This window comes from Bacillota bacterium (genome assembly GCA_029961055.1).
GTDB lineage: Bacteria > Bacillota > Sulfobacillia > JAIMAT01 > JAIMAT01 > JAIMAT01.
This window is the reverse complement of record JASBVM010000051.1, coordinates 58730-82187: the sequence shown is the minus strand read 5'-3', so window position 1 is coordinate 82187 and position 23458 is coordinate 58730. Positions and strand designations below refer to the sequence as shown.

Sequence of the window (23458 nt, the reverse complement as noted above, 5' to 3'; positions counted from 1 at the left end):
GGTGCGGCGAGCGACGGGAGGCGAGTGCGATGGCTGTGGCGGAGCCTGTGGAACCCGTGGAGGAGGTGGCGCCCGGCATCTACCGGATCGACGTCCTGGAGGACGGCGTGCCCGGTCGGAGCTGCGCCTACCTCGTCCGCGGCAAGGAAGGCACGGCGCTGGTGGAGACGGGCAGCGCGCCCCAGGTGGAGGCGCTCCTGGACGGCATCGAGCGGGCCGGCTTCGACCCGGCCCGGCTCGACTGGATCTTCGTCACCCACGTCCACCTCGACCACGCGGGCGCGGCGGGGACGCTGCTCAGGCTTCTCCGCCGCCCGACGCTCCTCGTCCACCCGCGCGGCGTCCGGCACATGGTCGACCCGAGCCGCCTCTATGAGAGCGCCCGTTCGGTCTACGGCAGCGAGCTCCTGGAGCGGGTCTTCGGCCGCCTGACACCCGCTCCCGAGGAGCGGGTCCGCGAGGTGCACGAGGGGGAGCGGCTCGACCTGGGCGGGAGGGAGCTCCGCTTCCTGGAGACGCCCGGGCACGCCAAGCACCACGCCTGCGCCGTCGACAGCGAGAGCGCCGGCCTCTTCTCGGGCGACGCGGCCGGCATCTTCTCGCCGGAGCTCTCGCCGGCCGGCGACGACCTGATCCTGCCCACCACCACCCCCAACCAGTTCGACCCGGAGGCGATGGCGGCCACCTCGCGGCGGCTGGCCGGCGAGGGGCTGCGCCGCATCTTCTACACCCACTTCGGCCCGGGCCGGATCGACCCCGCCGAGGCGCTGGAGCGGAACGCCCAGATCGCGCTGGAGTGGGCGGAGGTGGGCCGCCGGGCGCTGGAGGAAGCGGGCGTCCGCGCCTCCCAGGACCTGGAGCGCGCCACCCGCGTGGTGGCGGCGGCGCTGCGCGACCGGATCGAGCGGTACGCGGAGGAGCATGGCTTCGCCCGCCCGGACGACCAGAGCCGGCCGCTCGCCGTCGACCTGCCGCTGGACGCCATGGGGGTCGCCGACTACTGGGCGCGGCGGGAGCAGGAGACGGCCGCGGAGGGCTGATACCGCGACCGGGCCGGGGTGCGGACGGGTGAGAAGCCGGCCCGGCGTGGCCCGCGGCCGGGATGGAGGTCGGAGCCACTTGGTGACGGCGTCCAACGTCGTGGGACGCAGAGCCGACTGCATCTACGAGAAGAGGCACCCCGGCCAGGGGTGCCTCTTCGCTTTCCGCCAGGGCCGGCCACCGGCCGGCCTTGCCGGTTTCAGTCCTTCGTCACAGCCAGGAAGGGCTCCGCCTCCGCGGGGAGCGCCCGCCCGATCCGCCACCAGGGGACCCCCTCGGTGGCGGCCGCCTCTTCCCAGCGTCCCAGGTCGGCCGGGTCGAGGGCGACCAGCAGGCCGCCGGAGGTCTCCGGCGCGGTGAGCAGCACCTGGCGCCAGTCCTCGATGCCGTCCGCGAAACGGGCGTGCGGGCGGATGTACGCGAAGCTCTTGTGCGCCCCGCCCGGGAAGACCCAGTCCGCCCCGTACGCCTCCGCGCCGGGGAGCCAGGGGACCGCCTCCGCCCTCACCTCGAAGCCGACGCCCGAGGCCTGGGCCATCTCCCAGAGGTGGCCGAGCAGGCCGAAGCCGGTCACGTCGGTGGCGGCGTGCGCCCCGGCTGCCAGGGCGGCGCGCGAGGCGCCGGCGTTGTGGACGAGCATGGAGGCCACCGCCGCCGCCAGATCGCCCGGCCGGTCCTGCCCCCGCTTGCCCGCGGTGGTGATGACCCCGGTGCCGAGCGGCTTGGTCAGGAGGAGCAGGTCGCCGGGCCGGGCGCCCCGCTTCCTGAGCAGGTGGTCCGGGTCGGCGCGCCCGAAGACGATCAGCCCGTAGGCCGGCTCCTTGGTCTCCACCGAGTGGCCGCCGGCGATGGGGATGCCCGCCTTCCGCGCCTCGTCCGCCCCGCCCCGGAGGATCGCCTGCTTCACCTCCGGTGGCATGTCCGCCGGCAGCGCGGCCAGGTTGAGCGCCAGGATCGGCGTCGCGCCCATGGCCCAGACGTCGCTCATGGCGTTGACCGCCGCGATCCGCCCGTACGTCTCCGGATCGTCCACCACCGGCAGGAAGTAGTCGACGGTCAGCACGTAGGCGCTCCCGTCATCCCCCAGCCAGACGGCGGCGTCGTCCGGATCGGCCAGGCCCGCGACCACCCGCGGGTGCTCCGCGGGCGGGAAGAGACGCCGAAGCGGCTCCAGCATCGCTTGCAGGTCCGCCGGACCTGTCTTCGACGCTCAGCCGGCGCACTCCACCAGGGCGGTCAGATGCGTGAAGTCCCGCGCCATCGGTTCACCCCCTTTCCTGCTCCCCGGAAGAACCGGGAGATGCGACGGAACTGGCGGCCGGCGGACCGGCCGCCAGGGTCGCCCGTGGGACCGGACTCAGTCGGCGACCGCCTGGCGGACCGCCGCCAGGGCCGCCTCGTAGTCGGGGTGATCGCTCACCTCGGGAACGTACTGGACGTAACGGACCCTGTCGTCGCGGCCGACGACGAAGACCGCCCGCGCCTCCAGGCGCTGCGCCGGCATCAGCGTGCCGTAGGCCTGGCCGAAACTCGCCTCGATGTGGTCGGAGAGCGTGATCACGCGGTCGACGCCGGCCGCGCCGCACCAGCGCTTCTGCGCGAAGGGGAGGTCCATGCTGACGGTGAGGATGACCACGTCGTCGCCCAGCGACGCGGCCTCCTGGTTGAAGCGGCGCGTCTCGGCGTCGCAGACCGGCGTATCCAGGGAGGGGACCGCCGCGATCAGCCGGACCTTGCCCGACCACTCGCTCAGGTGGCGGACGGCCATGGAGTTATCCTGCACGGTGGCGTCCGGAGCCGTCTGGCCCACCTCGATGGGCTTCCCGGCCAGCTGCACCGGCTTGCCGCCGAAGAGCACCGTATGTTCGGCCATCGTTCAGCCTCCCACCCATAAGATCGTCTCTCAGGGAGCGCCCCCGGCGACCGCCCCCGGTGGCACCCTGGGACGGCTTCCATGATATCAGCCGGAGCCCCGCGGGACCGACCCGTCCAGGAGGCGGAGAAGCGCATCGGGCTCGTCCACGATCAGGTCCGCCCCGGCCTCGCGGAAGAGCGCCTCGGCCCGGTCGCCCGGTGCACCCCCCAGCACCCCCGCGAAGAGGAAGACCGTCTCGCCGTCCCCGCTCACCTCGCGGTAGTTCCGCACCGTCCAGGCGTCGTCGATGTTGTCGCCCGCGAAGATGGCGACCTCCACGTCCAGGGCGGCGGCGGCGGCACGCAGCCCCGCCGGGTCGGGCTTCCGCCAGCGGTCGCCGGTGATCACCGCACCCGGCGTCATCCTCCCGACCAGGCCGGCGCGCTCCAGCGCCAACCGGGTCTCACCGCCGGCCACCCGCCCGGTGTAGAGGCCGTAGCGAAGCCGGGCCGGCAGGAGCCGGGCCTCCAGGCGGGGACGCTCCCGCTCGCAGAGGCCGGGCCCCCGCCACTCCCGGGCCGGATAGCCGAACATCTCCATGCAGCGGTCGCCCGCGTAGAACTCGCCGCAGAGCCGGTCCACCCGCTCCCCGTCGAAGCGCGCCTCCAGCTCGCGCAGGAGCTGCGGCTCCGAGCGCTCGCCCAGCCAGCGCCACTCCGCTCCCAGCCCACCCCCCGCCGCCGCCAGCCCTTCGGTCAGCTCCTCCAGCGAGGGCGCCGCGCGACGGAGCGCGGCCGTCCCACCCTGGCGCGCCCCCGCCGCCGCTCCTGCGCCCCCCGCCTCGCCGGCCGCCATCTCCAGCTTCAACGCCTTCCAGAGATAGAAGAGAACGGCCCCCCTCGTCAGGGCCCAGTCGCTGTTGAAGCCTCCGGCTGCCTTGAAGAGCGCCGTCTCGGCCGGCTCGATCAGCCGTCCCGTCTCCCTCCAGCCGTGGTCGTGGACCAGCACGTACTGGGTCACCTCGCTGATCACGCGCGGGTAGGAGTCGGACGTATCCAAGAGGACGCCGTCGACGTCGAAGACCACCGCCCCCACCCGCTCCAGGAACGGCACGGCCTCAGGAAGCGCGCGCACCCCCGGCGCCAGCCGCCTGTAGCGATCCTCTCCGTTCACCCCGTCACCTCCGCGGGCGCCCGCTCGACCGGGTGGGCTCGTCCGTGCCGACCGCGGTCACGGCAGCTCCCAAGCCGCATTCTCCATCGAGGGGCACCCGCGGCGGAAGGCTCCTCCGACCGGAGGACGCTACCCGGCCTGGGAGCCGTCCGGGGAGAGGGGCGGGTCGAAGCTGCAGCTCCCGCTCTCCCAGTCGCAGGTCGCCCCCTCCTCCCCCACGAGGAGCAGGGGCTTGGAGGGCCGAGCCGCAGGCGTGCCCTGGCCGTCTTGCCGGGTGACGGCGGCATCGGGCAGGCGATCTTCCCGGGGGCCGCTCATCTGCGCTCACCTCCCGCTTCCGGGTCGGCAGCCGCCACCGGCTGCCCCCCGTTCCGCTCCGCCAGCACCTGCTGGAAAGCGGCCTTCAGCCGGTCGTAGGGCTGGGCGCCGACCACCAGCCAGCGGCGGTCGAGCACCATGGCCGGCACGCCCGTGATCCCCCAGTCGCGTGCCAGCGCCAGGTCGGCCTCCAGCCGGCGACGGGCCTCGTCGCTCTCCATGGCGCGGGCGAAGGCGGCACGGTCGAAACCGGTCTCCTCCGCGCAGGCGAGGAGCACCTCCCGGTCGTTGATGTCCAGGCACTCCGTCAGGTGCGCCCGCTGGACGCGGGCGAAGTACCGCCGGTGACCCTCGTTCCCCTCGAGGATCGCCGCCGCCTGGCAGGCCAGCAGGCCCGGCGTCGAATACGGGTAGGGGAAGGGTCGCTCGGCCATCCGATCCGCGCGGATCCTGTGCTCGTCGTCGTTGGCGTTCGCCGCCCGCCAGTGGTTCAGGATCTCGCGCTTGGCCGCCTCCTGCGAGCCGAACATCCGCTCCAGGTCCGCCGCCTCGGGCGCCAGCGCGAAGGAGCGGTGCTCGATCCGCACGGCGACGCCCTCCTGCGCCAGGTCCCCGGCGAGCCGCTCCAGGCGGGGAGTGACCGCGTAACACCAGGCGCAGAGCACGTCATGGAAGAAGATCACCTCGAGCTCGAGGCCGGGATCCACAGCTGCCACCTCCATTTCGAAGCATATCAAAACGTTGCCGACTTTCATTCTCACCACCCCGCGCCCGGGGGGCGACCCCGGTCGGCCGGCAAGGCATCCTCCGGCGCCGCCGCATACCCTGCAGGTGCGCGCGAGAGGGTGTCGGGAAACGTGAGACCGCCCGCCTTCGGGCCGCTTCACCTGTGGGCGGACCTCCTGCTCTTCGCCCTTGCGACCAACGCCGACAACCTGGTGGCCGGCGTCGCCTACGCGGTGAGGCGCATCCGCATCGGCTGGGCCGCCAACCTGGTCATCTCGCTGATGGGCGGCCTGACCATGGCCGGTGGCATGTTGCTGGGCTCACTGGTGGGCGGCTGGCTCTCCATCGGCCTGGCCGACCGCCTGGGTGGCGCGCTGCTGACCGTCATCGGCGCGGCTTCCCTGGTCCAGAGCGCCGCCCGCCGCCTGCCCGAGGAGGGGAAGGAGCTCCGGCTCGCCCGCCTCGGCCTGGTGATCCGGATCCTCCGCTACCCCGAGGAGGCCGACCAGAATCTCTCCGGGCGGATCGAGGGAGCGGAGGTCCTCCTCCTGGGCGCCGCCCTCTCGGCCAACAACCTGGCGGCGGGGGCCGGCGCCGGCCTGATGGGGCTCCCCATCCTGCCGACCGGCGTGGCCACGGCCCTCTTCAGCTACCTGGCGCTCCTGGCCGGGCGCCCCCTGCTTCGCCTGGGGCGGCGCTGGAGCCTGGCTGCGGAGTGGTGGGGCGGCCTCCTCCTCCTCGCCCTCGGGCTGGTCAACCTCCTAGGAACTTCCAATGTCTGAGCGCGTGGGATAATATGGAAGACGGGGCGAGAACGTGCCGAGAACGGTTCGGGGACCGGCGGCGGGCGTCGCCCTGCTCCTCCTGCTGGCCGCCGCGGGCCTCTGGTGGGTGCGGGCCGGGTCGCCCGCCCAGGGCGCCGGGCGTGGTGCCGCGGGCCTCGAGTGGCGCGACGGGTCGGCCGGCCAGGACGGGAGCGGGCACCCCGGGTCGGGGAGGCCGCCGAGCTCGTCTCCGGGGGAGGTGCAAACGCCGGAGGGCGGCCCGGGCGATGCGGGCGGCAGCTCCGGCGGCTCCCGGGGCGCTCTCCTCTGGGTCCACGTCGCGGGGGCCGTCAGGCGACCGGGTCTCTACCCGCTGCACGAAGGGGCCCGCCTGGGCGAGGCGCTGGAGGCCGCCGGCGGCCCGACCGACCAGGCGGCCGCCGACCTCCTCAACCTGGCCGCGCCGCTGGCGGACGGGGTGCGCGTCACCGTGCCCACGCGCCAGGAAGCGGCGCGGTTCCCCGGCTGGCCCGTCCTCTCCAGCGACCCCGGCGCGGGTGTGGCGGCTGCACCCCCCGGAGCGGCGGCCCCCGGCGGGTGGCCTGCCACGGGCGAGGGGGGAGCCGCCTCCGCCGGCCCGGCGGGCGGGACCCAGGCGGGGGGCCGGCTGGACCTGAACCGGGCCACCGCCGAGGAGCTGGACCGGCTGCCGGGGATCGGGCCCGCCCGGGCCCAGGCGATCGTGGCCCTGCGGGAGGCGCGGGGCGGCTTCCGCTCCGTCGACGAGCTGCTGGAAGTGCGGGGGATCGGGCCGGCGCTCCTCGAGGAGCTGCGCAGCCGGGTCCGCGTCGGTCCCCCCTGAGCCGGCCGGGGCGGGCGGGGAGAGGCTGTAGACTGGCGGCGGGGGTGGGAGGGTGCGGGGGGAGATCCTCTCGGTCGGCACGGAGCTTCTCCTGGGCGAGATCGTGGACACCAACGCGGCCTGGCTGGCCGGGCGGCTGGCCGAGCTGGGCGTCGACTGCTTCTGGGTGAGCCAGGTGGGCGACAACCCTGCCCGGCTCCGCCAGCTCCTGGAACTGGCTTGGGGGCGGTCGGACCTGATCGTGGCCAGCGGCGGGCTGGGACCCACCGACGACGACGTCACCCGGGAGGCGGTGGCCGGCTTCCTGGGCGAGGAGCGGAGGGTGGACGAGGCGGAGCTCGAGCGCCAGCGGGCGCTGCGGCAGCGGCTGGGGCTGCCGCTCAGCAACGAGCGCCAGGCGGAGCGGATCCCCTCCGCCCGCTTCCTGCCGAACCCGATGGGGACCGCCCCGGGCTGGTGGGTGGAGCGTGACGGCCGGGTGCTGGTGCTCCTCCCCGGCGTGCCCCGGGAGATGCGGGCCATGTGGAGCCGGGAGGTGGAGCCTCGGCTCCGCGGCCGGAGCGGCGTCTCCCTGCTGCGCAGGCGCCTGAAGCTGACCGGACTGGGCGAGTCGCTGGTGGCGGAGCGGCTCTCCGATCTGACCAGCCGGGCCAACCCCAGCGTGGCCACCTACGCCAAGCCGACCGGGGTGGAGGTGCGGATCGCCGTCAAGGGGACGCCGGAGGAGGCGCAGCGGCTCCTGGCGCGGACGGAGGCCGAGATTCGCCGCCGCCTGGGCGCGTACGTCTGGGGTGTCGACGAGGAGAGCCTGGAGGATCTGGCCGCGACCCGGATGGCGGCCGCGCCCGGGGTGTGGGCGCTGGCCGAGGCCGGGACGAGGGGGCAGCTGGCGGCCGCGCTGGCGCCGCGGCTGCCCGAGGAGCGCCTGGCGGCGGTGGAGATCCGGCCGGCGCCGGCGGGCGACCCGGTGGAGGCCCTGCAGGAGATGGCCGGGGCGATCCGCCGCCGCGCGCCGCGGGCCCGGGCGGTGCTGGTCGCCCTGGCGGCCGAGGCGCGTTCGGCCCGGCCGCCGCTGGGCGAGCTGGCGGCGGTCGCCCTGCTCGAGCCGGAGCAGGCGGAGCTTTCGCCGGAGGCCGTCCGTCGCGTCCGGCCCCTGAGCACGGGCGGCCCCGAGCAGGGCGCGGTGCTGGCCGCCCTGGACCGGCTCCGCCGGAGCCTGCCCGCGTCCTGAGCGGCGATGCCGCCGGCACCCCTGGTCTGGATGGCCGGCGGCTGGGCGATCGCCGGACTGCTCGGGATCGGGCTCCGGCCGGAGCCCGAGCCCGGGTTGGCGGCAGCCCTGCTCCTTCTGATGGCGACGGCGGGGGCGGTCGCCGTCCGGTGGCGGTCGGGGGCGGCGCTCGGCCTGGCTGCGCTGGCGCTCGGCCTGCTGCTGGTGGCCGCCCGGCTCGGCGCGCTGCCCGGGCCGTCCGAGCTGGAGCGGCTGGAGGCGCGGCGCTGCGCCGTGGCCCGGGTGGAGAGCGCCAGCCTGGGGGAGCGGAGCGTGGAGGCGACACTCCGCTTCCCGGCGGCTGCCACCTCGTGGAACGGGCGGGCCGAGGCGCGCTGGCGGGGCGGCGAGGCGCCGGCCCCGGGCGACCGCCTCCGGCTCTGCGGCCGGCTCCTCTTCCCGCGGGGCCCGGACAACCCGGGCGGCCTCGATCCGCGCCGGGAGCTGGCCGGCCGGGGCGTCCGGGCGCGCTTCGAGGTGGAGGGGCGCCCCCGCCTTCTCGCCGGAGGAAGCGCCTGGGGAAGGCTCGGCGCGGAGGCAGGTCGAGCCGCGGCGGCACTCCGGGCGAGCGCGGTGGAGGTGCTGGAACGCTCGCTTCCTGCCCAGGAAGCGGCCGTCGTCGCCTCGCTCCTCCTCGGCGACCGCTCCGGCGTGGACGCCGGGCTGGAGGAAGCCTTCCAGCTGACCGGCCTCGTCCACCTCCTCTCGGTCAGCGGCCTGCACGTCGGCTTCCTGCTCCCGTGGCTGGAGCTGCCCTGGCGCCGCTGGGGCCTGGCGGCGCGCTGGCTGGGGCTGGCGGGAGGGCTGGTCGGCTACGCGGCGCTGACCGGCGGGGAGGCGCCGGTCTGGCGGGCGGCGGTGATGGCGCTCGCCTTCCGCGGGGCGGCCGTCCTCGGCAGGCGGCCGCACGCCGGCTCGGCCCTGGCCCTGGCCTACCTTCTGCTGACGGGAAGCCGGCCCGAGCGGGCGGGCGAGCTGGGGCTCCAGCTCTCCTTCGCGGCCACGGCCGGGATCCTGGCCGCGCGCCCGCTCCTGGAGCGCGCCGGGCGGAGCGGCCTGGCGCGACCCCTGCGCTGGCTCGTGCAGGGGCTGCTGGTCTCCCTGGCGGCCCAGGCGGCGGTGGCGCCCCTGCTGGCCGACCGCTTCGGCCGCGCCGGTCCCTGGGGGCCGCTCCTCAACCTGGCGGCCGGGCCGCTGGTGGGCCTCCTGCTGCCTTACGGGCTGGCCGGGCTGCTGCTCGCCTCGCTCCACCCGCTGTTCGCGCCGGCGCTGGCCCCTGCCGGCCTCCTCGCCCGGTGGCTCCGCCTGCTGGTGGAGGCGGGTGCGGCGCTGCCCGGCGCCGAGCGGCTCCTTCCGCCCCCGGGCTGGGCCGCGCTTCCCTGGTACGCCGCGCTGGCCGGGGCCTGGGCGCTGGCGGCCGGCTGGCCGGGCGGCCTGGGCCTGCGCCGGGCGCTCCTGGCCGGTACGCTGGCGGCGGGGGGCGTGGCGCTCCTCCTCTGGTTCGTCCCCTCGGCCCCCCGCCCGGCGGTGCCGGAGGTCCTCTTCCTCGCCGTCGGGCAGGGCGATGCGGCGCTCGTGCGCATGCCGGACGGTTTCACCCTCCTCGTGGACGCCGGGCCGGACCGGGCGCCGGGCACGGCGGAGATCCTGCGCCGGATGCGCCTCCGCCGTCTGGACGCGGTGGCGGTCAGCCACGCGGACGCCGATCACGCCGGCGGCCTGCCGGAGCTGCTCCGCGCGCTGCCGGTGGGGGAGATCTGGCTGGGCGACCCGCCCGTGGCGGGCGACCGCCTCCTGGCCGAGGCGGTCCGGCTGGCGGGGGAGCGGGGGATCCCGCTCCGCCACGTGGAGGAAGGCTGGGTGGCCGAACGACCCGGTCTCCGCATCCGCGTCCTCAACCCGCCCCGGAGCCGGCAGCTGGCCTGGGAGCAGAACGACCGCTCGATGGTTCTGGAGCTGCTCTTCCCGTCCGCGGGCGGGCGGGCGGAGACGGAGCCGCCGGCCGGGACGGGGGAGGCGGGCGAGGGCGTTCCCAGCCTCCTGATGACCGCCGATCTCCCCGCGGAGGGCGAGGCGCGGCTTCTCGACCGGGCGGGCCGGATCCGAGGCCAGATCCTGAAGGTGGCCCACCACGGCTCTGCCGGCTCCAGCTCCCGGCGCTGGCTGGAGGCGCTCCATCCGCGCGAGGCGGTGGTCTCGGTGGGGCCCAACCGGTACGGCCACCCCGCCCGCGGAACGCTGGAGCGGCTCCGCCAGACGGGCGCGCGGATCTGGCGGACCGACCGGGACGGCGCGGTCCGCGCCCGCCGCCTGCCGGAGGGATGGAGGCTGGAGGCGATGCACCGCCGGGAGGCGGCGGGGGAGTGAGAGGGCGGGAGGCGGCCGGGGGCGGGGCGGCGGGAGTCCGAACCGGTGCGATAATGGGGCGACGGGAGGAAGCGCATGCCGGGGACGAGCTCGAGGGCTGGGCAGGGCGGGCGGGGCCTCTCGCGGTCGCGGGCGCGGCGGGGTCCGGCCGGCTCCGCCCTGGAAAGCCTGGAAGAGCTGCTCGAGGAGATCCGGGGACGCGGGCCCGCGCCCCTCTACCTCGCCTACGGCGCGGAACGCTCCCTCGTCCGGAGGCTGGAGGAGGCGCTCCTGGAGGCGCTGGGGCTGAGGGACCCGGCCCAGGCGGCGCTCGGCCACCGGCGCCTGGACGGCAGGGAGCTCGCCCTGGGCGAGCTCCTTCGCCAGGCGCGCTGGCTTCCTCTGGGCGCCAGCCGGCAGCTTCTGGTGGTGGAGGGACCGGCCTGGCTGGAGACGGCCCCCTCGGAGGCGGAGATGGCGGCGCTCGAGCGCTACCTGGCCACGGCCCCCGCCCCCTCCCCGACCGTCCTCCTGCTGGAGCCCTCGGGCGAACCCGACCGCAGGAAGCGGCTGGTCCGGCTGCTCGTGGAGCGGGGCAGGGTGCTGGAGGCCGCGCCCCTCCAGGGGGCCCAGCTGGCCGAGGCGGCCCGCGCCTGGTGCAGGCGGCGCGGCCGGAGGCTGGCGCCGGAGGCGGCCCTGCTGCTGGGGGAACGGGTGGCGGGCGGGCTGGACGGCCTCGTCCACGAGCTGGAGAAGCTGGACGTGGCGCTGGAACCGGGCGCCCCCATCGACACGGAGGCGCTTCTCCGGCTGACCCCGCTCCGCCAGGAGGCCTCCGTCTTCGAGCTCGTCGACGCGGTGGTGGAAGGGGGAGCCGGTCGCGCCCTGCGCCTCTTCCGGCGGCTGCAGGCGGAGGGGGAGCCGCCCGCCCGGCTGCTGGCGCTGGTCGCGCGGCAATTCCGGCTGATCGGCCAGCTCCAGGCCGCGCAGCGGGACGGGCGCGACCCGGCCGCCGCCGTGGGCGTCCATCCCTACGTGCTGCGGAAGGTGACGGAGCAGGCGCGCCTGGTGGACGCGCGCAGGCTCCTGGAGGCGCTCCGGGCCATAGAAGAAGCCGACCTGGCCGTCAAGACCGGTCGGCGGGAAGAGTCGGAGGCGGCGGAGCTGGCGCTGGCGCGGATCGCGCTCAGCTCGCCTCGGCGTTCCGCTTCAGGAAGTCGTTGAACGCCCGCGTGATCCGCGACTTGCGACGCGCCGCCGCGTTCGGGTGGAGGATCCCCTTCTGCGCCACCCGATCCAGCACCGCGATCGCCTGGCGCAGCTTCAGCTCGGCCTGGGCCCGGTCGCCCGCGGCAAGGGCCTCGCGGAAGCGTCGGACCGCCGTCCGGGCGCGCGAGCGACCGGCGCGGTTGCGGAGCGTCGCCTTCCGCTCCAGCTCGATCCGTTTCTTCGCCGACTTGATGTTGGCCACAGCACGACTCACCTCGCTTCCCGCCGAAACCCGCGCCGCATTCTAACAGAGCCCGCCGCCGCCGGCAAGGAAGGAGCGGAGCGCGCCCCGCGGCGGTATAGCCGGTTCCCGCCGGGGAGAGTCTATCGCCGTAGCGGGAGGTGCGTTGCCCATGCTGGGAATGATCATCCGCTTCGTCGTCTCCGCGGTGGTCCTGCTGATCCTGAGCGCGATCCTGCCCGGCTTCGTCATCCGGGGCTTCTGGAACGCGCTCCTGGCCGCCGTGGTGATCGCCCTGGTCGGCTACGTCATCGAGTCGCTGCTGGGTGAGCGGAACAGCCAGTACGCGCGCGGCATCGTCGGCTTCGTCGTCGGTGCCGTCGTCATCTGGGGTGCCCAGTTCGTCGTCCCGACCATGCACGTCTCCATCCTCGGCGCCCTCCTGGCCAGCCTGATCATCGGCGCGGTCGACATCTTCGTCCCCACCCAGCTCCGCTGAGACGACCGCCGCCGCCTCCCTTCCCGGCACCCGTCCCGGCCCCGCCGGGCGGGACCCGGGCGGGGCATGACCTGTCCCACCCGCGCATAGCGATAGCGCGAGGGGGATGGGGATGGACCGATGGCGGATCGCGGTCGTCGGGCTGCGCTGGGGGCGGGGGGGCGGGTGGAGGGTGCGGCTTCCTCGCAGGCGGCGCCGGCCGGGGCGGGCCCGGCGGGGCGGGGCGGGCACCGCCTTCCTGGCCTGGCTGCTCTCCGTCACCTTCGCGGCCGCGATGCTCGTGGCGACAGGCCCGGCGGTGGGGCTTCTGCCCCAGCCGGGGGCGCTGGTGCCCCGGCCGGGAGCCGTCGCCAACGCGGACAGGACAGGCTCCCCGGCGGCATCCGGGGAGAGCGAACCCGCCCTCTCGCACGGGATCCAGGCGAGCCCGCCCTGGCTGGAGGCGCTGGTCCGCCTGGGCCTTCCCTTCCTGGATGTCTTCGACCGGGCGGGACGGCTGCTCTGGCAGCCCGACCGCCTCCTGGACTGGGCGGTCTGGCTCCTGGGCGGCTTCCATCCCACGCGGCCGGTCACCGCCCTCTACCTCCAGGTCCCGGCCATGGCCGAGCTGGACCCGGAGGAGCTCTCCCACGGCGTCCCCGAGATCCACCCGCCCACGCGGCCGGCGCCGGAACCGGACGTCAGCCGCGTCCGTCCACCCCAGGCGGTCCAGCCCTCCCAGGCGCCGGTGGTGCTGATCTACCACACGCACGCCAGCGAGTCGTTCGACCCCGCCCTGGGCCCCGCGGCGGCCGGCAGCCCCTTCACCCAGGATCGGAGCAAGGACGTGGTGGCCGTGGGCGACGAGCTGGCCGCCCTCCTCCAGCAGCAGTACGGCGTGCCGGTCCTCCACCTGCGCACCCTCTTCGACGCCGGCGGGCGGGACGGGGCGTACGCGGTGAGCGAGGCGGGAGTGAGGGAGGCGCTGAAGAAGTATCCGTCGGTGCGGGTCCTGGTCGACCTGCACCGCGACGCGGCGGCCCGCCAGGCGACCACCACGCTGGTGGGGGGCAAGGCGACCGCCCGGGTCCTCTTCGTCTGGGCGACGGGGACGCCCCAGCTTCCCAACCCGTACGCCGCCCAGGACCGGGCCTTCGAGGACGCGCTGGCGCAGGCGCTGCGGCAGGCGGCGCCGGCCGACCCGGGCAGCCCCGACATCGTCCGCCAGCTGGACGACGGCGACCCCGACCCGCTCACCTTCGCCGCCAAGGCACGGTACAACCAGCACCTGCTGCCGCACTCGGCGCTGGTCGAGGTGGGCGGGCAGGAGAACACGCTGCCCGAGGAGTTCCGGACGGCGGGCTTCCTCGCCCGGGCGATCGCGCAGGTGCTCCGCCAGCAAGGGCTCCTTCCGTAGAAGAGAAGGGGACGGAAAGGGGGACGGCCCGGCCCGGTCGAGGCGACCGGGCCGTCTCCCCCGCGCGCCGGCGTCCGGACGCCCGGACCCTCCGCCGTTTCCCCTATAGTGGAAGGCTGGGGACCGGGGGGAGGAAGTCGGGCGGATGAAGCGGATCCGGAACTTCTCGATCATCGCCCATATCGACCATGGCAAGTCGACGCTGGCCGACCGGCTTCTCGAGCGGACCGGCACCATCCCCGCGCGCAAGATGGTGGACCAGGTGCTGGACCAGATGGAGCTGGAGCGCGAGCGCGGCATCACCATCAAGGCGCAGGCGGTCCGGCTCCTCTACCGCGCCCGCGACGGAGGGGAGTACGAGCTCAACCTCATCGACACGCCCGGCCACGTCGACTTCGCCTACGAGGTCTCGCGGGCGCTGGCCGCCTGCGAGGGAGCGCTCCTGGTGGTCGACGCCACCCAGGGGGTGCAGGCGCAGACGCTGGCCCACCTCTACCTGGCGCTGGACCACCGCCTCGCGGTGGTGCCGGTGATCAACAAGATCGACCTGCCCAGCGCCGATCCCGACCGGGTGCGGGCGCAGCTGGAGGAGCTGGGCTTCGAACGCGACGAGCCGCTCCTGGTCTCGGCCAAGCTGGGGATCGGCGTCGACGAGGTGCTGGAGGCGGTGGTGCAGCGCATCCCGCCGCCCGGAGGCAGCCCGGAGGAACCCCTGCGCGCGCTCATCTTCGACTCCAAGTTCGACGCCTACCGGGGGGCGATCGCCTACGTCCGCCTCTTCTCGGGGCGGGTCCGCGTGGGCGACCGCATCCGGCTGATGCAGCGCGGCACCGGCGGTGAGGTGAGCGAGGTGGGCGTCTTCACGCCGGCCATGAGCCCGTCGGACCAGCTGGAGGCCGGCGAGGTCGGCTATCTGGCCGCCGGCATCAAGAACATCCGCGAGCTGGGCGTGGGCGACACCGTCACCCTCGCCGACCGGCCGGCGGCGGAGCCGCTCCCCGGCTACCGGCCCGCCCTCCCCATGGTCTTCGCCGGCCTCTACCCGGTGGAGGCGGAGGACGTGGACGCGCTGCGGGAGGCGCTGGAGAAGCTCCAGCTGAACGACGCCGCCCTCTCCTTCGAGCCGGAGAGCTCCGCCGCGCTGGGGAACGGGTTCCGGTGCGGCTTCCTGGGGCTGCTGCACATGGACGTGGTCCAGGAGCGGCTCGAACGGGAGTTCGGCCTGAGCCTGATCACCACCGCGCCCAGCGTCGCCTACCGGGTCCGGCTGAGCGACGGGAGCGAGGTGCGGGTGGAGAACCCGGCCAAGTGGCCGGACCGGTCGCGCATCGTGGAGACGGCGGAGCCCTACGTGCACGCGGAGATCTTCACGCCGGCGGAGTTCGTGGGCGCGGTGATGGAGCTCTGCCACGACCGCCGCGGGAGCTTCCTGACCATGGAGTACCCCGACGCGCGGCGGGCGCGCCTGGAGTACCGGCTGCCGCTGGCCGAGATCATGTTCGACTTCTTCGACGTGCTCAAGTCGCGGACGCGCGGGTATGCGACCCTCGACTACCGGCTGGACGGCTACGAGCCCTCGGACCTGGTCAAGCTGGAGGTGCTGGTCAACGGCGAGCCGGTCGACGCGCTCTCCCTCATCGTCCACCGCTCCCGCGCCGAGGAGCGCGGGCGCGAGCTGGCGCGGCGGCTGCGGGAGCTGATCCCGCGCCAGCAGTTCGAGGTGCCGGTCCAGGCGGCCGTCGGCGGGCGGATCGTCGCCCGCGAGACCATCCGGGCGCTGCGCAAGGACGTGCTGGCCAAGTGCTACGGCGGCGACGTCACCCGCAAGCGGAAGCTCCTGGAGAAGCAGCGCGAGGGAAAGAAGCGGATGAAGCAGGTGGGCCGCGTGGAGATCCCGCAGGAAGCCTTCCTCGCGGTCCTGGGCGCCTCCGCCCGGGACGAGCGGTCGTGAACGCGGCGGGGCAGGGGACGGAGCTCCTGGCCGCGCCGGCGCTGGTGCCGGCCTGGGGCCTCTACGTCCACATCCCTTTCTGCCACCACCGCTGCACCTACTGCGACTTCGTCCTGCGCCCGCTGCGGCCGGGGCTGGTGGAGCGCTTCCTGGGCGCCCTGGAGCGGGAGGCGGCCGAGCTGGCGCCGCTGGTGGCCGGCCGGGCCGCCGCCAGCCTCTACGTCGGCGGCGGCACCCCCTCGGTCCTCCGTCCGGACCAGATCGAGCGGCTCTTCGGGCTCCTCCGCCGCCACTTCACCTGGCAACCGGACGCGGAGGTGACGGTGGAGGCCAACCCCGAGTCGCTGGACGAGGAGAGGCTGGAGGCGTTCGCCCGGCAGGGTGTCAACCGGCTCTCCCTGGGGGTCCAGGCCTGGCAGCCCGAGATCCTCCGCCGGCTGGGCCGCCGCCACGGGGCCGCGGAGGTGCGACGGGCCGTGGAGCTCGCCCGCCGGGCGGGTCTGGACCGGCTGAACGCCGACCTGATGTTCGGCCTGCCCGGCCAGGACCGGGCGGCCTGGGAGGAGAGCCTCGAGGCGGCGATCGAGCTGGGTTTCCCGCACCTCTCCGCCTACGCGCTGGAGCTGGAGCCCGGGACCGCCTTCGGCCGCCTCCACGCGGCGGGCCGGCTGGCCCTCCCGGACGACGAGGAGGTGGCCGACATGTACGACCTCGCACGGCACCGCCTGGCCGAGGCCGGCTACGAGCAGGTGGAGATCTCCAACTGGGCACGGCCCGGTTTCGCCTCGCGGCATAACCTGCTCTACTGGCGGACGGAGGAGTGGCTGGGGCTGGGCCCCGGCGCCGCCTCGCGCCTGGGCGGCCTGGAGTGGACCGACACCGGCGACGTCGAGGGCTGGATGGCCGCGGTGGAGGCGGGGGGGCCGCCGCCCCGCCGGATCGGCCAGCTGGACCCGCTGCGGGCGGCCAGCGACGCGGTCATCCTCGGGCTCCGCCTCCGTCGCGGCGTCGACCTGGACGCCTTCCGCCGCCGCTTCGGCCTCCCGCTGGAGGAAGCCTTCCCGGGCGCCCTGGAGCGCGCCCTCTCCACCGGCCTCGCGGAGCTCCGGCGGGGGCGGCTGCGGCTGACGGAGGAGGGGTGCTTCCTCGCCAACCGGGTGATGGAGGAGTTCCTGCCGCCCGCCTCTTAGCACTCCTCCCATCCGAGTGCTAAACTCGGGTCTGAGCGACGGGGTGGTGGCCTTGCGCGAACGGAGCCGCCAGATTCTGAAGGCCATCGTGCAGGACTACGTGCGCAGCGCGGAGCCGGTGGCTTCGCGCACGGTGGCGCGCAAATACCTGGCCGGCCTCAGCCCGGCCACCGTGCGGAACGAGATGGCCGACCTCGAAGAGGCCGGCTTTCTCGAGCAGCCGCACACCTCGGCGGGCAGGGTTCCCTCGGACAAGGGGTACCGGTATTTCGTCGACTTCCTGCTCGACCCGCCGGAGAAGCCGCTGGGCAGCTGGATCGGGGAGCAGGCCGGCTCGCTCCTGGAGCTGCGGGCCCGGCGGGTGGAGGCGTTGATGCAGCATGCGGCGCGGGTGCTGGCGGAGATGACCGACTGCCTCTCGCTGGTGACGGCGCCGCGGCTGGCCCAGCTCCGCCTTCACGCCGTCCACCTCCTCCCGGGCGAGGCCGGGCGGACGGTCCTCATCCTGGTCAGCGAGGAAGGCGTGGTCGACCATCGCCTGGTGGAGCTGGATCCGGGCGAGGAGGCGGGTTCCGCCGAGGAGCTGGAGGCGCTCTCCGAGCTCCTGACCCGCACGCTGGCCGGCCTCACCCTGCACGAGATCTCCGGCGGCCTGCTGCGCCACCTCGAGAACGAGGTCGGTCGCTTCCGGCAGGTCCTTCGAGTACTCTTGGAGTCGCTGGACGAGGAAGAGAGCGGGAGCCGCGGCTTCCGGGTCGTCCTCTACGGGGTGCGCAGCCTGCTCCGGCAGCCGGAGTTCCGCGACCTGGGCATGGTTCACCTTCTCCTGGGGCTGCTGGAGCAGCAGGAGAGCCTGGTGGAGCTCCTGGGCGCGGGCGCCTGGATGCCCGAGCACGGCGTCAGCGTCGCCATCGGCCGCGAGCTGCCGCTGGCGGCGGCCCAGCCCTTCAGCATGGTGAGCGCGCCCTACGCGGCCGGCGGCGCTCCGCTGGGCCGCGTGGGCGTGGTCGGGCCGCGCCGGATGGACTACGCCCTGGTGATGACGGCGGTGGACGAGGTGACCCGACGCCTGGAGTCGGCGCTGGAACGGATCCTCTGATCCTCCGGGGAAGCCGGGGCCGGTTCCCCGGCCCGGCTCCCGATCGGTCGCGGCCCGCCGGCGGAGCGGGCCGCGATCTGCCCAACTCGACGGGGATGGGGTGGCGATGGAGCAGCGAGAGGAGCAGCTGGACGACGAGCGGAGCGCCCCCGGCGGCCGTCCGGAGGCGCAGGATACGGCCGGGGGCGAGCCCGAGGCGACCGGGGGCGAACCCGAGGCCGCCGAGGAGAGGCCGGACGCCGGCGCGCTCGAACGGGAGCTGGAGCAGGTCCGGGCGCAGGCGGCAGAATACCTGGAGACCGCCCGGCGCCTGAAGGCCGACTTCGACAACTACCGGAGACGGATGTTCCAGGAGCAGAGCCGCTGGAAGGCGGACGGGGTGGCCGCGGCGGTGCTGGAGCTGCTGCCGGTGGCGGACAACCTGGAGCGGGCCCTGGCCTCCCAGGCTTCCTCCGCCGAGGCGCTCCGCCAGGGCGTGGAGCTGACCCTGCGGCAGATGCGGGAGGCGCTCGCCCGCCTGGGCGTGGAGGCCGTGGCCGGCGTCGGCCAGCCCTTCGATCCGGCGGTCCACGAGGCGGTCCAGCGCGTGGAGGGCAGCGGCCGCCCGGAGGGCGAGATCGTCCAGGAGATCCGGAAGGGGTACCGGATGAAGGATCGGCTCCTCCGCCCCGCCCTGGTGGCCGTCGCCGCCGGGACGGGGGAGGAGGCGGCGAAGGCCGCCGCAAGAGAGGCCGCAGCGGAGGGCAGCGGCCCGGAAGCGGGTGCCGGGGCCGGCGCCGGCGACGAGGGCGCCGCGGCCCCGGGCCCCGGCGAGGAGAGCACGAGCGGGGAGGCGTGAGCAAGTGGGCAAGGTGATCGGCATCGATCTGGGCACGACCAACTCCGTGGTCGCCGTCATGGAGGGTGGCGACCCCGTGGTCATCACCAACGCGGAAGGCAGCCGGCTCACCCCCTCCGTGGTCGCCTTCACCAAGAGCGGGGAGCGGCTGGTGGGCCAGCTGGCCAAGCGGCAGGCGGTGACCAACCCCGAGCGGACGGTCTACTCCATCAAGCGCTTCATGGGCCGTACCTACGCCGAGACGGCGGAGGAGCGGGCGCGCGTCCCCTACCGCGTCGAGCAGGGGCCGAGCGGCGACACGCGCGTCCGCATCGACGACAAGCTCTACTCGCCCCAGGAGATCTCGGCCATGATCCTGCAGAAGCTGAAGGCGGACGCCGAGGCGTACCTGGGCGAGAGCGTCACCCAGGCGGTGATCACCGTCCCCGCCTACTTCAACGACAGCCAGCGCCAGGCGACCAAGGACGCCGGGCGGATCGCCGGGCTGGAGGTGCTGCGCATCATCAACGAGCCGACCGCCTCGGCCCTGGCCTACGGCCTCGACAAGCAGGGGAACCAGACCATCCTGGTCTTCGACCTGGGAGGCGGCACCTTCGACGTCTCGCTGCTGGAGGTGGGCGAGGGCGTCTTCGAGGTGAAGGCGACCGCGGGCAACAACCACCTGGGCGGCGACGACTTCGACCAGCGCATCATCGACTGGCTGGTGGAGGAGTTCCGGCGCGAGCACGGCATCGACCTCTCCAAGGACCGGACGGCGCTCCAGCGGCTGAAGGAGGCGGCGGAACGGGCGAAGATCGAGCTCTCCAGCGCCACCACCACCTCCATCAACCTGCCCTTCATCACGGCGGGTCCGGAGGGGCCGCTCCACCTCGACATGACGCTGACCCGGGCGCGCTTCGAGGAGCTGACCGCCGACCTGGTCGAGGCGACCATGGGCCCGGTGGAGCAGGCGCTCTCCGACGCGGGCCTCAGCCCGGACAAGATCGACAAGGTGCTGCTGGTGGGCGGCTCCACGCGGATCCCGGCCGTCCAGGAGGCGGTCCGCCGCCGCTTCGGCAAGGAGCCGTTCAAGGGCATCAACCCGGACGAGGTGGTCGCCATCGGCGCCGCCATCCAGGCGGGCGTGCTGGCGGGCGAGGTGAAGGACGTCCTCCTGCTGGACGTGACGCCGCTGACGCTGGGCATCGAGACGCTGGGCGGGGTGATGACGCCCATCATCGAGCGGAACACGACCATCCCCACCTCGAAGAGCCAGGTCTTCTCGACCGCCGCCGACGGGCAGACGCAGGTGGAGATCCACGTCCTCCAGGGCGAGCGGAAGATGGCCGCCGACAACAAGAGCCTCGGCCGCTTCATCCTGGACGGCATCCCGCCGGCCCCGCGCGGCGTGCCCCAGATCGAGGTCACCTTCGACATCGACGTCAACGGTATCCTGAAGGTATCCGCCAAAGACCGCGGAACCGGACGGGAGCAGAAGATCACCATCCAGGCCTCCTCCAACCTGAGCGAGGAAGAGATCCAGCGGATGGTGAAGGAGGCGGAGGCCCACGCCGAGGAGGACCGCCGCCGCCAGGAGCTGGCCAACGCCCGGAACGAGGCGGACGCCGCCGTCTACGCCGCGGAGAAGGCGCTCAAGGACCTGGGCGACAAGGTGCCGGCGGACGAGGCCTCGCGGATCCGCGAGAAGATCGACGCCGTCCGGAAGGTGCAGTCGGCGGAGCAGCCCGAGGAGATCCGGCGCGCCACCGAGGAGCTGAACCAGGCGGTGATGCAGGTGGGGGCGCACCTCTACCAGCAGGGGCAGGGCGGTGCCGGTGGAACCGGCAGCCAGGCCACCGGGACCGAAGGGGGTCCCACCGTCGACACGGAGGGTCGCTGATCCATGGCCGACCGCGACTACTACGAGGTGCTGGGCGTCCGCCGGGGGGCGTCGCAGGAGGAGATCAAGGCGGCCTTCCGGCGCCTGGCGCGCCGGTACCACCCGGACGCCAACCCGGATGACCCGGATGCGGAGGCCAAGTTCAAGGAGATCAACGAGGCCTACCAGATCCTGAGCGATCCGGAGAAGCGCGCCCAGTACGACCGCTTCGGCCGGGCGGCCTTCCAGCCGGGGGCCGGCGCCGGGCCGGGTGGCGCGGACGGCTTCGGCGGCTTCGACTTCGAGGACCTCGGCCTGGGCGACCTTTTCGAGAGCTTCTTCGGCGGCGGGCCGCGCCGTCACGCCGGTCCGGAGCGAGGCCGGGACGTGGTGGTGGAGGCGACCACCGACTTCCGCACCGCCTTCTTCGGCGGCTGGCAGGAAGTGGACGTGGTCCGCGAGGAGCGCTGCGGCACCTGCGGCGGGAGCGGCGCGGCCCCGGGGACCGGACCCGTCCGCTGCCCGCGCTGCGGCGGTCGCGGCCAGGTGCGGACCGCCCGCCAGACGCCCTTCGGCCAGTTCGTCGTCTCCAGCACCTGCCCCCAGTGCGGCGGCCGCGGCACGGTGATCGAGCGGCCCTGCCCCAGCTGCGGCGGCCGCGGCACGGTCCGCAGGAAGAAGCAGATCCGGGTCCGGATCCCCGAGGGCGCGGAGGACGGTGTCCGGCTGCGCGTGGCCGGCGAGGGCGAGGCCGGCCCGGCGGGCGGACCGCCGGGCGACCTGCTGGTCCTGCTCCATGTCCGGCCCGATCCTCGCTGGCGACGGGCCGGGGCGGACGTGGAGATGACGGTGCCCATCCACTACACCCAGGCGGTCCTGGGCGACGAGATCGAGGTGGAGGGGCCGCGCGGGGCGGAGCGGCTGCGCATCCCGCCCGGGACCCGCTCCGGCACCGAGTTCCGCATCCGCGGCAAGGGCGCCCGCAGGCTGGACCGCGCGGGGACCGGCGACCTGCTCATCCGCGTCGAGATCCACGTGCCCAAGGAGATCAGCCAGGAGCAGCGCGAGCTTCTCCAGCGCCTGGCCGAGCTGGAGGGGCGCTCTCCCTCGGGGCGCGACGAGCGGGGCTTCGTCCGGCGTATGCGGGACGCGCTCAATATGTAGATCGCCGGGCGAGGCCGGGCCGAGAGGCCGGGGGGTCGTCTCCCGCGCCGCGGGGGGCGAGCCCTTTGGGAAGGCGGCAGGTGATGGCTGATGGACTACATCGAGGTGCGTCTCACCGTCCCGCCTGACGCGCTGGAGGCGGTGGCCAACCTCCTGAACGAGCAGGGCTCCGGCGGGGTGGCCATCGACGACGAGCGGGAGGCCACGCTCCGCGCCTACTTCCCGGACGACGACCGGCTCGACGAGCGGCTCCGGTCGATCCGCGGCGCGCTGACCGACCTGGTGGCCTTCTTCCCGGGCATGGCGGAGTGGCGCGAAGAGCGGCGCCGGGTCCACGAGGAGGACTGGGCCAACGCCTGGCGGCGCTTCTACCATCCCACGCGCGTCGGCGAGCACCTGGTCGTCGTGCCCACCTGGGAGGAGTACCAGCCCCGGACGGGCGACCGGATCATCCGCATGGATCCCGGTATGGCCTTCGGCACCGGGACGCATCCCTCCACCGCCCTGGCCATGCGCTGGATCGAGAGCGTCCTGGGCGCCCCCGAGGGGGGCAGTGGGGGCAGCCCGCCGCGGGCTCCGTCGGGACCCGTCCTGGACGTGGGGACGGGCTCGGGCATCCTGGCCATCACGGTCGCCCTTCTCGACGAGACGCGGGAGGTCCGGGCCCTGGACATCGACCCGGTGGCCGTCCGCGTCGCCCGCCACAACGTGGAGGAGAACCAGGTGGCGGACCGGGTCCACGTCGCCCTGGGCGAGGTGGGCTACGAGCCGGACGGGGCGTACGCCCTGGTGCTGGCCAACCTGACCGCCGATCTCCTCAGCGAGAACGCCGCCGACCTGGCGCGCGTCCTGGCTCCCGGCGGCCTGCTGGTCGCCTCGGGCATCGTCGACGTCTACGCCGAGGAGGTGCGCCAGCGCCTGGGCGAGGCCGGCCTCCTCTGGAGGGGCGCGCGCAGCGAGAGCGGCTGGGTCGCGCCCCTGCTCGAGCGGCCGGTGGGCGCCTAGACGCCGTCAGGCTCCCAGGGGTAGACGATCCACTGCTCGATCACCTGGTCGTAGTAGTCGGGCTTCTGCTCAGGGAAGAGCGAGCGGGAGGGCTTGTAGTGGAGGACCGCCACCTCGGGACGCCCTCCGGCCTCCAGCACCCGTTGCCGGACCGCCATCACCGTCCGGCCGGTGTCCCAGACGTCGTCCACGACCAGGATCCGCTTCCCCTTGAGGAAGGGGTCGGGCGGGAACTGCAGGAAGGTGGGCTGCTCGATGCGGTGCTCCACGTCGTCGTAGAACATGACCGCCGCCACCAGGATGTTGCGCATGCCGGTCTTCTCGCTGATCAGGCAGGCGGGTACCATGCCCCCCCGCGTCACCACCAGCAGCGCGTCGTAGTCGCCGGGCAGCTTTTCGACGAGGCGGTCGACCGCCTCGGCCACCGACTCCCAGGACAGGTGGATCTTCCGGATCGCGTCGCCGGACGCCGTCGCCAATGGAGTCCCACTCCTCGAAGGGCTGAAGCGGATGGATTGCTGCCAGGATACCACGCCGAGGCGGGGCCGGGCGACGGCGCGCCGCGCCCGTGCCGGCGGCGGTCCCCGGGGACGGCTTCCCGGCGGTCGTCTCCGGGCGGCGGCCGTTGACGCCCGCCGCCGGCGGGCGCTAGC

22 protein-coding genes are annotated in these 23458 nt (G+C 74.6%); 15 read left to right on the top strand and 7 right to left on the bottom strand.

What is annotated here, in order from left to right:
* Positions 1–29 precede the first annotated feature (29 nt).
* Positions 30–1040 (top strand): MBL fold metallo-hydrolase, encoded by a 1011-nt coding sequence (locus QJR14_10885; protein MDI3318103.1) that lies wholly within the window; start codon positions 30–32, stop codon positions 1038–1040.
* Positions 1041–1240: 200 nt separating this feature from the next.
* Here QJR14_10885 and selD read toward each other — a convergent pair whose 3' ends face one another.
* The 5 genes from selD to QJR14_10860 all read right to left on the bottom strand — a co-directional run bounded on the left by selD (position 1241) and on the right by QJR14_10860 (position 5103).
* Positions 1241–2302, bottom strand: a complete 1062-nt coding sequence (selD, locus tag QJR14_10880) for a selenide, water dikinase SelD (GenBank protein MDI3318102.1) — start codon at positions 2300–2302, stop codon at positions 1241–1243.
* 96 nt (positions 2303–2398) lie between these two features.
* Positions 2399–2914 (bottom strand): thiol peroxidase, encoded by a 516-nt coding sequence (gene tpx / locus QJR14_10875; protein ID MDI3318101.1) that lies wholly within the window; start codon positions 2912–2914, stop codon positions 2399–2401.
* Between the two features lie 87 nt (positions 2915–3001).
* Entirely contained in the window at positions 3002–4069 is a 1068-nt protein-coding gene (locus QJR14_10870; protein ID MDI3318100.1) for a haloacid dehalogenase, read from the bottom strand.
* Positions 4070–4198: 129 nt separating this feature from the next.
* Positions 4199–4387, bottom strand: a complete 189-nt coding sequence (locus tag QJR14_10865) for a hypothetical protein (GenBank protein ID MDI3318099.1) — start codon at positions 4385–4387, stop codon at positions 4199–4201.
* A complete protein-coding gene (locus QJR14_10860; GenBank protein ID MDI3318098.1) occupies positions 4384–5103 on the bottom strand; it encodes a DsbA family protein in 720 nt (239 codons plus the stop codon). The genes QJR14_10865 and QJR14_10860 overlap by 4 nt, the downstream gene beginning before the upstream one ends.
* Before the next feature lie 141 nt (positions 5104–5244).
* On the opposite strand from QJR14_10860, the gene QJR14_10855 reads away from it, so the two are divergent.
* The 5 genes from QJR14_10855 to holA all read left to right on the top strand — a co-directional run bounded on the left by QJR14_10855 (position 5245) and on the right by holA (position 11579).
* Complete coding sequence (locus QJR14_10855; protein MDI3318097.1) at positions 5245–5895, top strand: manganese efflux pump; 651 nt, start codon at positions 5245–5247, stop codon at positions 5893–5895.
* A 34-nt stretch (positions 5896–5929) separates the two neighbouring features.
* Positions 5930–6739, top strand: coding sequence for a helix-hairpin-helix domain-containing protein (locus QJR14_10850; GenBank protein MDI3318096.1), 810 nt, complete (start codon positions 5930–5932; stop codon positions 6737–6739).
* A 52-nt stretch (positions 6740–6791) separates the two neighbouring features.
* Positions 6792–7970, top strand: coding sequence for a molybdopterin-binding protein (locus QJR14_10845; protein ID MDI3318095.1), 1179 nt, complete (start codon positions 6792–6794; stop codon positions 7968–7970).
* 6 nt (positions 7971–7976) lie between these two features.
* On the top strand, positions 7977–10376 hold the full coding sequence (locus QJR14_10840) for a ComEC/Rec2 family competence protein (protein ID MDI3318094.1): 2400 nt from the start codon (positions 7977–7979) through the stop codon (positions 10374–10376).
* 75 nt (positions 10377–10451) lie between these two features.
* Complete coding sequence (holA, locus tag QJR14_10835; GenBank protein ID MDI3318093.1) at positions 10452–11579, top strand: DNA polymerase III subunit delta; 1128 nt, start codon at positions 10452–10454, stop codon at positions 11577–11579.
* Here the strand turns inward: holA and rpsT are convergent.
* Entirely contained in the window at positions 11542–11826 is a 285-nt protein-coding gene (rpsT, locus tag QJR14_10830; GenBank protein ID MDI3318092.1) for a 30S ribosomal protein S20, read from the bottom strand. The genes holA and rpsT overlap by 38 nt on opposite strands.
* 151 nt (positions 11827–11977) lie before the next feature.
* Here rpsT and QJR14_10825 point away from each other — a divergent pair, with 151 nt between their 5' ends.
* From QJR14_10825 to QJR14_10785, 9 genes are all read left to right on the top strand, one after another.
* Positions 11978–12304 carry a phage holin family protein gene (locus QJR14_10825; protein ID MDI3318091.1) on the top strand — a complete coding sequence of 109 codons (327 nt, stop codon included), beginning with the start codon at positions 11978–11980 and terminating at the stop codon, positions 12302–12304.
* A 112-nt stretch (positions 12305–12416) separates the two neighbouring features.
* Entirely contained in the window at positions 12417–13700 is a 1284-nt protein-coding gene (locus QJR14_10820; GenBank protein ID MDI3318090.1) for a stage II sporulation protein P, read from the top strand.
* Between the two features lie 145 nt (positions 13701–13845).
* Positions 13846–15651, top strand: a complete 1806-nt coding sequence (gene lepA, locus QJR14_10815; GenBank protein MDI3318089.1) for a translation elongation factor 4 — start codon at positions 13846–13848, stop codon at positions 15649–15651.
* Positions 15648–16841, top strand: a complete 1194-nt coding sequence (hemW, locus tag QJR14_10810; protein ID MDI3318088.1) for a radical SAM family heme chaperone HemW — start codon at positions 15648–15650, stop codon at positions 16839–16841. Before lepA ends, hemW begins: the two co-directional genes overlap by 4 nt.
* A gap of 46 nt (positions 16842–16887) precedes the next feature.
* On the top strand, positions 16888–17940 hold the full coding sequence (hrcA, locus tag QJR14_10805; protein MDI3318087.1) for a heat-inducible transcriptional repressor HrcA: 1053 nt from the start codon (positions 16888–16890) through the stop codon (positions 17938–17940).
* Between the two features lie 106 nt (positions 17941–18046).
* The gene (gene grpE / locus QJR14_10800; protein ID MDI3318086.1) at positions 18047–18778 is read left to right on the top strand and encodes a nucleotide exchange factor GrpE; all 732 of its coding nucleotides are present in this window, start codon (positions 18047–18049) and stop codon (positions 18776–18778) included.
* Between the two features lie 4 nt (positions 18779–18782).
* The gene (gene dnaK, locus QJR14_10795; protein MDI3318085.1) at positions 18783–20657 is read left to right on the top strand and encodes a molecular chaperone DnaK; all 1875 of its coding nucleotides are present in this window, start codon (positions 18783–18785) and stop codon (positions 20655–20657) included.
* A gap of 3 nt (positions 20658–20660) precedes the next feature.
* On the top strand, positions 20661–21800 hold the full coding sequence (gene dnaJ / locus QJR14_10790; protein ID MDI3318084.1) for a molecular chaperone DnaJ: 1140 nt from the start codon (positions 20661–20663) through the stop codon (positions 21798–21800).
* Between the two features lie 90 nt (positions 21801–21890).
* Positions 21891–22805, top strand: a complete 915-nt coding sequence (locus QJR14_10785; GenBank protein MDI3318083.1) for a 50S ribosomal protein L11 methyltransferase — start codon at positions 21891–21893, stop codon at positions 22803–22805.
* Here QJR14_10785 and QJR14_10780 read toward each other — a convergent pair.
* Positions 22802–23284 carry a phosphoribosyltransferase family protein gene (locus tag QJR14_10780; GenBank protein ID MDI3318082.1) on the bottom strand — a complete coding sequence of 161 codons (483 nt, stop codon included), beginning with the start codon at positions 23282–23284 and terminating at the stop codon, positions 22802–22804. The genes QJR14_10785 and QJR14_10780 overlap by 4 nt on opposite strands.
* Positions 23285–23458 lie beyond the last annotated feature (174 nt).

Coding starts and splice junctions, on each gene's coding strand:
- dnaJ (MDI3318084.1), top strand. CDS start 20,661: ATGGCCGACCGCGACTACTACGAGGTGCTGGGCGTCCGCCGGGGGGCG.
- QJR14_10820 (MDI3318090.1), top strand. CDS start 12,417: ATGGACCGATGGCGGATCGCGGTCGTCGGGCTGCGCTGGGGGCGGGGG.
- QJR14_10785 (MDI3318083.1), top strand. CDS start 21,891: ATGGACTACATCGAGGTGCGTCTCACCGTCCCGCCTGACGCGCTGGAG.
- QJR14_10865 (MDI3318099.1), bottom strand. CDS start 4,387: ATGAGCGGCCCCCGGGAAGATCGCCTGCCCGATGCCGCCGTCACCCGG.
- holA (MDI3318093.1), top strand. CDS start 10,452: ATGCCGGGGACGAGCTCGAGGGCTGGGCAGGGCGGGCGGGGCCTCTCG.
- QJR14_10825 (MDI3318091.1), top strand. CDS start 11,978: ATGCTGGGAATGATCATCCGCTTCGTCGTCTCCGCGGTGGTCCTGCTG.
- QJR14_10840 (MDI3318094.1), top strand. CDS start 7,977: ATGCCGCCGGCACCCCTGGTCTGGATGGCCGGCGGCTGGGCGATCGCC.
- QJR14_10885 (MDI3318103.1), top strand. CDS start 30: ATGGCTGTGGCGGAGCCTGTGGAACCCGTGGAGGAGGTGGCGCCCGGC.
- lepA (MDI3318089.1), top strand. CDS start 13,846: ATGAAGCGGATCCGGAACTTCTCGATCATCGCCCATATCGACCATGGC.
- grpE (MDI3318086.1), top strand. CDS start 18,047: ATGGAGCAGCGAGAGGAGCAGCTGGACGACGAGCGGAGCGCCCCCGGC.
- tpx (MDI3318101.1), bottom strand. CDS start 2,914: ATGGCCGAACATACGGTGCTCTTCGGCGGCAAGCCGGTGCAGCTGGCC.